The 12,717-nt window shown below is 65.6% G+C and carries 11 protein-coding genes; 4 read left to right on the forward strand and 7 right to left on the reverse strand.

All coding sequences use genetic code 11. From position 1 onward, the window contains the following. Window positions 1–162: 162 nt before the first annotated feature. Entirely contained in the window at window positions 163–1,548 is a 1,386-nt protein-coding gene (argH, locus tag G542_RS0100990; protein ID WP_012698563.1) for an argininosuccinate lyase, read from the reverse strand. A gap of 163 nt (window positions 1,549–1,711) precedes the next feature. Between argH and G542_RS0100995 the strand changes: the two genes are divergently transcribed. Both G542_RS0100995 and G542_RS15525 read left to right on the forward strand, forming a co-directional pair. Next, a complete protein-coding gene (locus tag G542_RS0100995; RefSeq protein ID WP_012698564.1) occupies window positions 1,712–1,897 on the forward strand; it encodes a DUF3460 family protein in 186 nt (61 codons plus the stop codon). 242 nt (window positions 1,898–2,139) lie between these two features. Then, window positions 2,140–3,822: a putative bifunctional diguanylate cyclase/phosphodiesterase gene (locus G542_RS15525; RefSeq protein ID WP_051189834.1), complete on the forward strand. Its 1,683-nt coding sequence runs from the start codon at window positions 2,140–2,142 to the stop codon at window positions 3,820–3,822. A gap of 55 nt (window positions 3,823–3,877) precedes the next feature. Here G542_RS15525 and G542_RS0101005 read toward each other — a convergent pair whose 3' ends face one another. The 3 genes from G542_RS0101005 to G542_RS0101015 all read right to left on the reverse strand — a co-directional run bounded on the left by G542_RS0101005 (window position 3,878) and on the right by G542_RS0101015 (window position 6,556). Further along, entirely contained in the window at window positions 3,878–4,975 is a 1,098-nt protein-coding gene (locus G542_RS0101005) for a M14 family metallopeptidase (RefSeq protein WP_012698566.1), read from the reverse strand. 277 nt (window positions 4,976–5,252) lie between these two features. Next, window positions 5,253–5,768, reverse strand: coding sequence for a CNP1-like family protein (locus G542_RS15530; protein ID WP_012698567.1), 516 nt, complete (start codon window positions 5,766–5,768; stop codon window positions 5,253–5,255). Next, complete coding sequence (locus G542_RS0101015; RefSeq protein WP_012698569.1) at window positions 5,750–6,556, reverse strand: NRDE family protein; 807 nt, start codon at window positions 6,554–6,556, stop codon at window positions 5,750–5,752. The genes G542_RS15530 and G542_RS0101015 overlap by 19 nt, the downstream gene beginning before the upstream one ends. A gap of 45 nt (window positions 6,557–6,601) precedes the next feature. Between G542_RS0101015 and G542_RS0101020 the strand changes: the two genes are divergently transcribed. Further along, window positions 6,602–6,832, forward strand: a complete 231-nt coding sequence (locus tag G542_RS0101020; RefSeq protein ID WP_012698568.1) for a sulfurtransferase TusA family protein — start codon at window positions 6,602–6,604, stop codon at window positions 6,830–6,832. 25 nt (window positions 6,833–6,857) lie between these two features. Next, window positions 6,858–7,895 carry a dihydroorotase gene (gene pyrC, locus G542_RS0101025; protein WP_012698570.1) on the forward strand — a complete coding sequence of 346 codons (1,038 nt, stop codon included), beginning with the start codon at window positions 6,858–6,860 and terminating at the stop codon, window positions 7,893–7,895. Window positions 7,896–7,965: 70 nt separating this feature from the next. On the opposite strand, the gene G542_RS15535 is transcribed toward pyrC, so the two are convergent. The 3 genes from G542_RS15535 to G542_RS0101040 all read right to left on the reverse strand — a co-directional run bounded on the left by G542_RS15535 (window position 7,966) and on the right by G542_RS0101040 (window position 12,692). Continuing rightward, window positions 7,966–9,714, reverse strand: coding sequence for a DEAD/DEAH box helicase (locus G542_RS15535; RefSeq protein ID WP_012698571.1), 1,749 nt, complete (start codon window positions 9,712–9,714; stop codon window positions 7,966–7,968). 268 nt (window positions 9,715–9,982) lie between these two features. Further along, window positions 9,983–11,521: a DHA2 family efflux MFS transporter permease subunit gene (locus G542_RS0101035; protein ID WP_012698573.1), complete on the reverse strand. Its 1,539-nt coding sequence runs from the start codon at window positions 11,519–11,521 to the stop codon at window positions 9,983–9,985. Between the two features lie 4 nt (window positions 11,522–11,525). Beyond that, complete coding sequence (locus tag G542_RS0101040; protein WP_027823151.1) at window positions 11,526–12,692, reverse strand: HlyD family secretion protein; 1,167 nt, start codon at window positions 12,690–12,692, stop codon at window positions 11,526–11,528. Between the last annotated feature and the right edge of the window lie 25 nt (window positions 12,693–12,717).

The raw sequence follows: 12,717 nt of genomic DNA on the forward strand, positions 1-12,717 counted from the left end.
GGCTGACGGGCTGACGGGCTGACGGGCTGACGGGCTGACGGGCTGACGGGCTGACGGGCGAGAATAGCCGGCAGATGCTGCCGGTCCGGCCATCTGCGCTGGTCTGCGGCACGAAAAAACCCGCCGGCCGGCGGGTGGGTGCAGAGGAGCCCGGATGCGGGATCAGGCGTGGGCCAGCCGCTGGCGCCAGCGGGCGATCTGCTCGCGCACCTGCTCGGGTGCGGTCCCGCCGACGTGGTTGCGCTGGGCCAGGCTGCCTTCCGGTGTCAGCACGTCGTAGACGTCGGCCTCGATCAGTTCGCTGAATTCGCGCAGTTCGTCCAGCGGCAGGTCGGCGATGTCGCAGCCCTGCACTTCGGCCAGCTTGACGGTGCGGGCGACGATTTCGTGGCTGTCGCGGAACGGCACGCCCTTTTTCACCAGATAGTCGGCAAGGTCGGTGGCGGTGGCAAAACCCTGCAACACGGCGGCGCGCATGGCTTCCGGCCTGACGGTGATGCCGCGCATCATGTCGGCGTAGATGCGCAGGGTATCGATCAGGGTGTCCACCGTGTCAAACAGCGGTTCCTTGTCTTCCTGGTTGTCCTTGTTGTAGGCCAGCGGCTGCGCCTTCATCAGCATCAGGAGCGCCATCAGGTGGCCGGTGACCCGCCCGGCCTTGCCGCGTACCAGCTCCGGCACGTCCGGGTTCTTTTTCTGCGGCATGATCGAGCTGCCGGTGCAGAAGCGGTCGGCAATGTCGATGAAGCCGACGCGCGGGCTCATCCACAGGATCAGCTCTTCGGACAGGCGCGACAGGTGGGTCATCACCAGGCTGGCGGCGGCGGTGAACTCGATGGCGAAATCGCGGTCGGAGACGGCGTCCAGCGAGTTGTGGCACACGTCGTCGAAGCCGAGCAGTTCGGCAGTGTAGTGGCGGTCGATCGGATAGGTGGTGCCGGCCAGTGCGGCGGCACCCAGCGGCAGGCGGTTGACGCGCTTGCGGCAGTCCTGCATGCGCTCGGCGTCACGGCCGAGCATTTCTACGTAGGCGAGCAGGTGGTGACCAAAGGTGACCGGCTGCGCCACTTGCAGGTGGGTAAAGCCCGGCATGACCGTGGCGGCGTTCGGCTCGGCAAGATCCAGCAGGGCAGCCTGCAGGCCCCGGACAAAGCCGACGATGCGGTCGATGGCGTCGCGCAGGTACAGGCGGATGCCGGTGGCGACCTGGTCGTTGCGGCTGCGGCCAGTGTGCAGGCGCTTGCCGGCGTCACCGATGCGGTCGGTCAGGCGCTTTTCGACGTTCATGTGCACGTCTTCCAGATCGACGGACCATTCGAAACGGCCGGCGCGGATGTCTTCCAGGATGGTGTGCATGCCGGAGCGGATGGCGTCGAGGTCGGTTTCGGACAGCACGCCGGCGCGGGTCAGCATCTGGGCGTGCGCCAGCGAGCCCTGAATGTCGAACTCGGCCATGCGTCGGTCGAAATCCACCGAAGCGGTGTAGGTCTTGACCAGTTCGGCCACCGGCTCGGCAAAGCGCCCGGACCAGGCTTTGTTGTCATTCATGTGTGACTCCCGTTGCTGCATGCGAAACGAAAACGACAAGTATAAGACCTTTCAAGCCGTGCCGTACCGCCTTCATGACTGGCGCAAACGGTCCATGCCGTCACATGCCATTACGCTGATTGGGCTACAATCCGCCGCACTGCACAGGAAGAGGAGAGCCATCATGGCCATGTACCAGTCAGACTACACCCGCTTCATGAATGAATTTCTGGAGCAAAACCCGCAGGTCCAGGCCGAGCGTCTGAAGCTGCGCCAGACCTGGTGGGATCGCCCGCAGGACCTGGACGAGCTGGCGCGTTTTGCCGCGTCGCGCGTACCTCCGCGGCCGTACGCCTACCAGCCGGACTGAACGGCCGGTCCTTGCTGCATCCGTCACGCCCCCGCCTTGCGGGGGCGTGGTGTTTTGGGCCCCGGCCAATTGGTCCGACCGGCACCGCCCATCGAAAATGCATAAATCAACAGACCAAAGGATGCCAAATTCGGGGTCACGGTCTTGCCCTCCGGCAAGCATTTCGACTACTCACTAAGACAAAGCAAATGATTTGAGCGGGATCCGCCCTCCTTTGCGCGGACACGCGATGCGAGGTGTTCATGAATCGGGGCTTGATACGGCTTGGCCTGCAAAGCAAGATGCTGTTGCTGTTCATGGTGATCAATCTGGTCGGGATCGTCGGCTATTCTTGGCTGATCTACCTGGACCGGGAGCAGGCCATCTTCCACCACCACGACGGCCTGCTGCATGTTGCAGTCATCGGCCTCAAGATTATCGTCATTGCACTGGTGCTGACCTGGCTCGTGGCGCGCAACCTCACCCGCCCCTTGCGTGAGCTGCTGCATGTCACCCAGCGCATTGCCAATGGTGACTACCGCCTGCGGGTACCCGTCCACCGTCCGGACGAAATCGGCCAGCTGGCCGACAGCCTCAACCGCATGGGCGAAGCCATCGCCACCCGGGAACGCGACCTGCGCAACCAGGCACTCCAGGACGAGCTGACCGGTCTTGGCAACCGCAAGGCCCTGCAACAGCAGCTGACCCACCTCGAAAGCGTACCCGACACCCGCGTACTGCTGGTACTGGTCCACATTGACCGCATGTGGGTCATCAATGACCTGCTCGGATTCGAGGCCGGCGACATTGCCCTGCGCCTGACCGCCCGCCGGCTGGAAAGGCTGCCGCTGGACCATACCGTGTGTTTCCGCATGAGCGGCAACGTGTTTGCCCTGCTGGTCTGCAACAGCCAGCAGGCCGAAGCCGACATCTCCGAGCTGCTGATCCGCGAGCTCGAAGGCACTCCCCTGCGCGTGGATGAGCACCAGGTCGACCTGAGCATCACGCTGGGACTTGCCGGTTATCCACAGGCAGACGGACGCGGAGACATCAGCCAGCTGTCGCACTATGCCGAGGTGGCACTCTATGCCGCCAAGCACCAGCACCGGCAATGGGCCGAATTCAACCCGCTGGAACGCGAGCGCCACCACACCAAGCTCAGCCTGCTCGGTGAACTGAAACGCGCGCTGGCCAACCAGGAACTGCAGGTCCACTACCAGCCGCAGGTCGAGCTGATCACCGGCCATCCGATGCAGGCCGAAGCACTGATCCGCTGGAAGCACCCCCAGCGCGGCTGGGTGGCGCCCTCCGAATTCATCCCGTTTGCCGAAGAAACCGGCCGCATCCGCCAGCTCACCGACTGGATGCTGGACGCCGTCTGCCAGCAGGTGGCCGACTGGCGCCGGCAGCTGATCCCGCTCCCCGTCTCGGTCAACATCTCCATGTGCGACCTTGCCGATCCGGCCTTTGCCGGCCGGGTACTGGGCAAGCTGGCTGCACACTCGGCCTCGCCATGCGACCTGTGCCTGGAAATCACCGAATCCGCCCTGATGGCCGAGCCGGAACGGGTTCTGCACACCCTCAAGGAACTGCACCGGGCCGGATTGCGGATTTCCATCGACGACTTCGGCACCGGCTACTCGTCACTGGCCTACCTGTCGCGCCTGCCGGTCGACGAACTCAAGATCGACCGCGGCTTCCTGACCGACCTGACCCCGCACAACCGCTCCATCGTGCGCTCCATCGTCAGCCTCGGGCACGCGCTGGGCCTGTCGGTAATTGCCGAAGGCGTGGAAACCACCGAGGTATACCAGGAAATGCAGCATGCCGGCTGCGACCTCGCCCAGGGCTACCTGATTGCCCGGCCGCTGCCGCTGGCCGAATTCGAGACCTGGCGCCACCGCATGCGCAACGGCTTTGTCGTGCTGGAGGCCGACCGCCGCTAAAAAAACACCGCGCCCAAGAGCGCGGTGCAGGGAGCCTGCCTTCAACCGGCAATCATCAGCAACCCTTGTCGCACTTCGGGTCCGGGTTCCGGGTCAGGATGCGCACCAGCAGACCACGGGCTTCACGTACGGCATCAGAGCCGGTCGACAGCACCTTGCCGTCTACCGGAGCGGTGTATTCCTTCACCACATCGCCAAAACGGTTGAGCTGTACGGCCACTTTCTGGCCCTTTTTCACGTCGTCACCGAGCTTGACCAGCACTTCGGCATAACCGCCCTGGGTGGCGCGCACGTTGGCCATGTCATTGCCGAAATAGGTCTTCTGGGTCTTGGTGGTCCGGCCGATCTTGCCGCTGATCATGCCGAAATCGATCATCACGTTGCGGGTGCCTTCCACGCCACGGCTGACCATGTCCGGGTCAAAAGCACGCGGATTGCCCAGTTCGACCGTCATGGCCGGAATGCCGGCTGACACGAATTCGGTCTCGGTCGAGCCCTTTTCGCCCGGATCCTTCTTGATCTGGTCTGCCGGGAACAGTTCGGCCATGCGCACCACGACCGGATTGCGGTAATCGGCGTAGATGAAGAACGGGAAGGTGGTGCCGGTGGACTGGGTGTGCATGTCGATCAGCACGTCGGCGTTACCCTTCCACAGGTTGTTCCACATGCGGTAGGCGTGCTGCTCCTGGGCGGTGCCGTCGGCCTTGCCCGGGAACAGGCGGTTGAAGTTCTGGCTGAAACCGCCGTCGTTGTAGCCTTCCCACTCGCGGGTAATGCGGTTGATGGCATTCGGGTTGGAGCCGGTCACGCCGATCACGGTGCCGGTCAGCTTCTGCGGATCAATGCCGGCCATGACTTTCTGCACCACGCGCACGCCGTTCACTTCGTCGCCGTGGTTGCCGCTGTTGAGCACCAGTTTCTTGCCGTCCTTGGCACCCTTGGCCACCACCACCGGTACGTAGAACGTTTCGCCGATACCGTTCTCGCTGCCCTTGAAGAAGAAGCGGTGGGTCTTGCCGGCAGCCAGGTCGCTGACGTCAAGCTTGCTGATCACCGGTACACCGTCGATCTTGTCGCCAGTGAATTCAGTCGCAGCCAGGGCCGGAACACACAGGGTCATGCCGACAGCGGTCGCAATCAGGGTCTTCTTCATGGGTCATCTCCGTTATTTGGAACGAAAAATTGCAAAAACATGCCAGAAAAGGCATTTGCTTTGCTTTTCGGCACCAATCTAGAGAATTATCCCAAGTTTGATATTGCGAAAAATCAAGTTCACCACCGGAAACAAGCATGGACATGCTTCACTTCGTTGAGGCCGAGCAACCCATCGTCCTTTTCGATCAATGACTTAATGTATCAGAAAACGACACGCCCCCGTCAGAGAGACAGGGGCGTTTTTGACCAGCGGCAAAAACATCCAAACAGACGGTTTAACCCGCCCGTGATAACAGTTTCCGGGCTTCGTCCGCCGAATCCACCGGGTAGCCACGCTCGGGGCAGAAGATTGCCCGGTCCAGCTGGACCTGCGGCACATGGCCCGGAATCATCTTCTGCCACCCGGCACGCGGATTGACGCGCCAGCTGGCGGTCTCCGGGCGGCCCGTGGCAAAGCGCTTCCACTCGCGGGTGGCGCAGCGGACACCTTCAACCATGTAGTTCTGGGCACCTTCCGGGCTGACCACTTTCAGGGCATAGCGCACGGTGCCGTCACCGGGCAGGGTGATCGAGGACGCCGACACGTAAAAACGGTTGTCGCTGACCCGGCCGGCATCAAACGGTTTCCAGTCGTCAGCAGCGGGCCAGGCCGGCAGCTCGGCAGCGGATTCCTGCCACGGCGCTTTTTCTTCCCAGTCGCCCTGGAAATTTCGCGGGCCATCCGGGCGCGCAAGGGCGACGGACGACACGGCACACGCGAGGGCAAGGCAGATCAGGCGGGGGAAGGACATGAACGGGGCTCCAGACGGAATTGAAACGGACGCCGCCGGTCGGGGCGGCCGGCGTACCAGGATTGTTCGGTGAAGCGTACCCGACCTTGTGCATCGACCACCAGAAAACTGCTGGCCCGTGTGCCGTAGTCGCGGCCGGCGATGAATACCGGTGACAGCAGCCGCTCCAGCCCGGCACCGACACCGGTGTTGGGCAGCTGCGCCAGCGGCGCTTCCTCGCGGTCGGCCAGCCACTCGAACACGCTGTCCTCGGCGGGCAGGCGCGCCAGCCCGCGCAGGTGGCTGTTCAGGCGCTCCACCTTGGGCCAGCCGGCGTCAGGCCGGCCATTGCTGATGCCGTGGATGCCGCGTGTCAGCCGGCGCAGCTCCCGCGTCGGGCTGTGATAGACATACAGCGCATCCACCCGGCCGAACACCAGGTTGAACGGGGCGAAGTCTCCGCCATGCCGGCTCAGCCAGCCGGTAAAATCCGTCAGCGGCCCTTCGCTGGTCAGGAAGTGCGTCACCAGTTCGCCACGGCTGCGCCGGCCGGCATACCGGCGGCCGTCCCGCACATTGGTCACGGCTGCCAGGCGGCCGTCACGGTGGATGGCCAGCCAGCCACCGCCGGCTTGCAGGTCGCGCCCTCCCAGAATGCCGGGCTGGTCGTCCCACCAGTCAACAGGCGCGCTCGGGCGCGCGTACTGCTCGTCACGGTTGGCAAGCAGCACCAGCGGAAAACCGGGGACGGCATGGCAGGCAAGGGCGATCAGGCACATGGCAGCAACAGGGCGGGAAATCAGTGGCAAGGGTAGAATACCCGCGTTTTTCGTTTCGTCCCAAGACTCTACGTCATGAACCCAGACCAGACTCTCGACGTCAGCGGCCTGTCGTGCCCGCTGCCCATGCTGCGCGCCAAAAAGGCGCTGGCCACCCTGCAAAGCGGTCAGGTGCTGGAAGTGATTGCCACCGACCCGGCAGCACCCGGTGACTTTGACGCGTTCTGCCGCCAGACCGGCAATGTCCTGCTGCTGTCGGATACCCGCCCTGACGGCAAGTTCCGCATCGTCCTGCGCCGCAAATAATCCCCACCGCCCAGCGAGCCTGCCCATGCACACCCTGACGCTTACCCGTCCCGACGACTGGCACCTGCACCTGCGCGACGGCGAGGCCCTGGCGGCCGTCGCGGCCTACAGCGCCCGCGAATTCGCCCGCGCCATCGTCATGCCCAACCTCAAGCCGCCGGTCACCACCGTAGTCCAGGCTGCGGCCTACCGCGAGCGCATCCTGGCCGCCCTGCCGCCCGGCGGACCAGCCTTCGAGCCCCTGATGACGCTCTATCTCACCGACAACACGCCGCCGGCAGAGATCGACCGCGTGGCCGAATCAGGCTTTGTGCACGCGCTCAAGCTCTATCCGGCCGGCGCCACCACCAATTCGGATGCCGGCGTCACCAGCCTGTCAGGCTGCCTGCCCACGCTGACGCGCATGGCTGAACTGGGTGTCCCGCTGCTGGTGCACGGCGAAGTCACCGATCCGCAGATCGACGTGTTCGACCGCGAAGCGGTATTCATCGACACCGTGCTGCAACCGCTGCTGGCCGAACTGCCGACGCTGCGCGTGGTCATGGAGCACATCACCACCCGCCAGGCCGCCGAATTCGTGCTGGCCGCCCCGGACAACATCGCCGCCACCGTCACGCCGCAGCACATGCTGATGAACCGCAACGCCCTGTTTACCGGCGGCCTGCGCCCGCATCACTACTGCCTGCCGGTGCTCAAGCGCGAGGAACACCGCGCCGCCATCGCCCGTGCCGTGACCTCCGGCTCGACCCGGTTCTTTCTCGGCACCGACAGCGCCCCGCATGCCCGCCATGCCAAGGAAGCCGCCTGCGGCTGCGCCGGCATTTTCAGCGCCCACGCTGCCCTGCCGCTGTACGCTGAAGCCTTCGAGGACGCCGGCGCACTCGACAGGCTGGAAGCCTTTGCCAGCTTCAATGGCCCGGATTTTTACCGGCTGCCGCGCAATACCGGCACGGTCACGCTCAAGCGCGAAGAATGGACCGTCCCGGCCAGCCTGCCCTACGGCAACGACACGCTGGTTCCGCTGCGCGCCGGTGAAACCCTGCGCTGGCAACTGGCCGGCTGATCCGCCGCCTTGCCGATGCAAAACGGGCTGCCCATCAGGCAGCCCGTTTTCATGCTGTGTACCGGCCGGATCAGCGGTTGCCGCGGTTGTCACCGCCGCCGCCGTTGCCGCCACCGCGATGGCGCTTGTTGCCGCCCTTGAAGCTGCCGCCCGGTCCGCCGTGGCCGCCGCCTTGCGGACGGCGCGGACGCGGGGTGGCACCGGACAGGTCCATCAGGTGTGACAGCAGCACCGGCTGCCCCTGGTAGACCGACGGATCGCTTTCGAACGAATTGCCCGAACGCGGCTTGCGCTGGCCATCGGTCCGGTTGCCGTCGTTTTCACGCGGCGGACGCGGCTCGCGGGCTTCAAACGGCTGGCCGGACTTCTTGTTCTGCTGGTTCTGCGGGCGCGGCTTCTTGCCGTCGCGGGCAGCACCTTGCGGCTTGCCTGCCGGATTCGGCTGGCCGGGAGCCGGCTTGCGCTGTCGCGGCGGCTGGGCTTCTGCAACCGGAGCCGGCGCTCCGGAGTCATGCTCCGGCGCATCCATCGGCAGGGTCGGTGCATCGGCCCGGCGCGCGGGCTTGTTGTGCGGCTTTTTCTTGTTGCGCTGCCCGCGTGGCTCACCGCCCTCGCCATCCTGGCGGCCCTGCTGGTGACGCGGCGGCAGCAAGGGCTGCGGCGGCACGCTCAGGTCGGCCTCGAATCCCGGTTCGGTGAACTGGGGAATCGGACGGCCGATGAAGGCCTCGATGTCGGCCAGCAGCTTGAGTTCGTCCACGCACACCAGCGACACGGCTTCGCCCGGGCTGCCGGCACGGCCGGTGCGGCCGATGCGGTGCACGTAGTCTTCCGGCACGTTGGGCAGTTCGTAGTTCACCACCTGCGGCAGTTCGCTGATGTCGATGCCGCGGGCGGCGATGTCGGTGGCCACCAGCACGCGCAGGCTGCCGTCCTTGAATTCGGACAGCGCACGGGTGCGGGCGCCCTGGCTCTTGTTGCCGTGGATGGCAGCGGCCGGGATGCCGCCTTTCGCCAGGACTTCGGCCAGCCGGTTGGCGCCGTGCTTGGTACGGGTGAATACCAGCACCTGCTGCCACTGGCGCGACTCGACCAGATGCGTCAGCAGTTCGCGCTTGCGGTTGCGGTCCACCAGATGCACGTGGTGCGTCACCAGTTCGGTGGTGCTGTTGGGCGGCGAGACTTCCACCAGCTGCGGGTCGTGCAGGAAGGTGTCGGCCAGTGCCTTGATGTCGTCGTTGAAGGTGGCGGAGAACAACAGGTTCTGCCGCTCGGCCGGCAGGAGCTTGAGCACCTTGCGCACGTCACGGATGAAGCCCATGTCGAGCATGCGGTCGGCCTCGTCCAGCACGAGGATTTCCACCCCCGAGAGGTCCACGGCCTCCTGCTTGGCCAGATCGATCAGCCGGCCCGGCGTGGCGATCAGGATGTCGACACGCTGGGTCAGCGCCTCGATCTGCGGCTTGACGCGCACGCCACCGAAGATCACCAGCGAAGTCAGCGGCAGGTGTGTACCCAGCGTGGCAATCGACTCGCCCACCTGGGCGGCCAGTTCGCGGGTCGGTGTCAGGACCAGCCCACGCGGCCTTCCGGCCGGATGCGGGTGCGGGTGGGTCGCCGCCAGCCGCTGCAACAGTGGCAGGGCAAAGCCGGCGGTCTTGCCGGTGCCCGTCTGGGCAGCGGCCATCAAATCCCGTCCCGCCAGCACGGGCGCAATCGCCTCGCGCTGGATCGGGGTCGGTTCGGTGTAGCCAGCCTCGGTGATCGCACGCAACAGTGGATCGACCAGTTGAAGGTCGGCAAAGGAAATCGAGCTCATGCAGCATGGTTCCCGCGCCCGCCTCTCGCATTCGCGAGGCCAATCCGGGCAGACAGCAAATTCGTAACGATGGGCGCAGAACGCGCCACTCGGGAAAGAGAAAACCCGCGCGGGATCGGCTCAACGCGGGAGCGCGAAGTTTAGCCTGACTGCGCGCCGACGGATAGGGCCAATTGCAGATGCCGGCCCCGTCGCGTCCGGGCGTGCCCTCTCAAACACGCCGTTAGGCTTCACCATAGCCCAGCCACCGGCCGGCTGCCCGGCGCCGTCAGTGCCCGCCGCCGGCCGCGGAAGCCGCTGGCGACGGGCGCCTTGCAAACCACACGATGATCACCAGCGCAAAAAACAACAGGCCGGACACCCAGAACAGTTCGTTGCCGCCGATGATGTAGCTTTGCTGCGTCACCTGCTGCGCAATCAGGGTCTTCGCGGCCTCCGGCGGCAATCCGGCCGCCGCCAGCTGGTCAAGCGAAGCGCGGTAGGCCGGGTTGTACGGGTCCAGATGGCCGATCAGCCCGACATGGTGCACGGCCTCGCGCCGGTCCCACATGGTGGTCACGATCGACGCGCCGATCGCACCGAACAGGGTGCGCAGGAAATTCGACAGCGCCGACGCACCGGCGATCTGGTCCGGACGCAGTCCGGCCAGCGACAGCGCCGTCAACGGCATGAAAAAGCACGCCACCCCCAGCCCCTGGGCAAACTGCGGCCACGCCACGCCGGCAAAGTTGATGCCCGGCTCGAAGGTCCAGGCGCGCCAGATGAAGCTGCCGCCAAATGCCAGAAAGCTCAGCGAAGCCAGCCAGCGCAGGTCGATGCGGTGCGAAAACCGCCCGATCAGCGGCGACAGGATCACCGGCAGGATGCCGACCGGCGCCGTCGCCAGCCCGGCCTGGAAGGCAGTGTAGCCCAGTTGCGCCTGCAACAGCAGGGGCAGCAGCAGGATGGCACCGAAATACAGCATGTAACCCAGGCTGATGGCGATGGTGCCGATGGTGAAATTGCGCGAACGGAACAGGAACAGGTCGATGATCGGATGCGGATCGGTCAGTTCCCAGATGATCAGCGCCACGATGCCGATCACCGCCACCACCGCCAGCGTGACGATCACCCACGAACCGAACCAGCCCAGGTCCTTGCCCTTGTCGAGCATGATCTGCAGGCTGCCCACGCCGATCACCAGCAGGGCCAGCCCGATCTTGTCCACCGGCAGCACGAAGGTGTCAGTCTCGCGATGGCGCAGGATCGGCCAGCCGGCCCACAGCACCAGGATGCCGATCGGCACGTTGATGAAGAAAATGCCGCTCCAGTGCCAGTTGTCGGAAATCCAGCCGCCGAGGATCGGCCCGAAAATCGGCGCCACCACCACCGTCATCGCCCACAGCGCCAGTGCCAGCCCCTGCTTGTCACGCGGATAGCACGGCAGCAGCAGGCTTTGCGACAGCGGAATCAGCGGGCCGGAAATCCCGCCCTGCAACACCCGGAAGAAGATCAGCATCTCCAGCGACTGCGACAGGCCGCACAGTGCCGACGCCACGATGAAGCCCAGTGCCGACACCATGAACACCCGTACCTCGCCATAGCGGCGGGCCAGCCAGCCGGTGATCGGCACCGAAATGGCATTGGCCACGGCAAAGCTCGTCACCACCCACGTACCCTGGTTGACCGAGGTACCGAGGTTGCCCGAAATGGTCGGAATGGCCACGTTGGCGATGGACGAATCCAGCACCATCATGAAAGTGGCCATCGCCAGCGACACGGTAATCAGCCAGCGCTGCGCGCCCGTCAGCGGCGGATGCGACGTCATCGCCTCAGCCCTGCCCGCCGGCATTGGCGGCAATCAGGTCCGCCACCCGGGCGCTGACATCGTCAAGCTCGGCCGCGTACACCCGCGTTGCCATTACCGGCTTCGCGCGCGCCACGGTCGTCAGCACCGGACCACTGGTGTCCGTGGTATCCACCGTGCTGACCATCGACAGCCCCACGCGCAGCGGATGCTTTTTCAGCGGTTCCGGATCCAGCTCGATCCGCACCGGCACCCGCTGCACCACCTTGATCCAGTTGCCGGTGGCGTTCTGCGGCGGCAGCAGCGAAAACGCGCTGCCGGTCCCGGCCGACAGGCCCGCCACCCGGCCGGAATACTCCACCGACGAGCCATAGACATCGCTGGTCAGCGTCACCGGCTGGCCGATGCGGATCTGGCTCAGCTGGGTCTCCTTGTAGTTGGCCTCGACCCACACCTTCGACAGCGGCACCACCGCCATCAGCGGCGTTCCCGGCTGGATCTGGCTGCCCACCTGCACCGTGCGCCGGGCCACATAGCCGTCGACCGGCGCCACGATGACCGTGCGCCGCCAGTTGAGCCAGGCACTCTTGTAGGCGCTGATGGCGCTGGCCACTGCCGGCTGCTCGGCCAGCGGCGAACCCAGCACCTGCGCCCGCGCCGCCGCCTGCTGCTGCCGGGCGGCATTCAGCGCCGCCTCGGCACTGGCCACGGCATCGCGGGTATTGGCCAGCTCCTCGGCCGTCACCGCTTCGGTACCGGCCAGCTTCTGCCGGCGCGCCAGGTTGCCCTGCGCCTCCTTGAGCTGCGCGGCCCGCAGCGCCACCTCGGCGGCAGCGGCATCGGCACTGAAAGTCTGCCCGCGGGTCGAGCGCACCGCCTGCGCCAGCTGGGTGGCGGCCCGCTCCAGCGCCAGCGTGGCGTCAGTGGGGTCCAGCCGCACCACCGGCTGGCCGGCCCGCACCAGGTCGGTATTGTCGGCATTGATGGCGACCACGGTGCCGCCGGTCAGCGGGGTGATCTGCACCAGATCGCCGCCGACGTAAGCGTCGTCGGTCGACAGGTGCGTGCGGCCGTACAGCAGCCAGTACAGGAGAAAAGCCACGCCGCACACGATGACCACCACCGCAAGCCAGATCAGGGCCTTCTTGCGGGTGCGGGCAGGTGCCGGCGCCGGAGTATCAGCAGTATTCATGAACGTGTTTCCTAGTTGATCTTGT

The sequence above is a fragment of the Laribacter hongkongensis DSM 14985 genome (assembly GCF_000423285.1).
GTDB lineage: Bacteria > Pseudomonadota > Gammaproteobacteria > Burkholderiales > Aquaspirillaceae > Laribacter > Laribacter hongkongensis.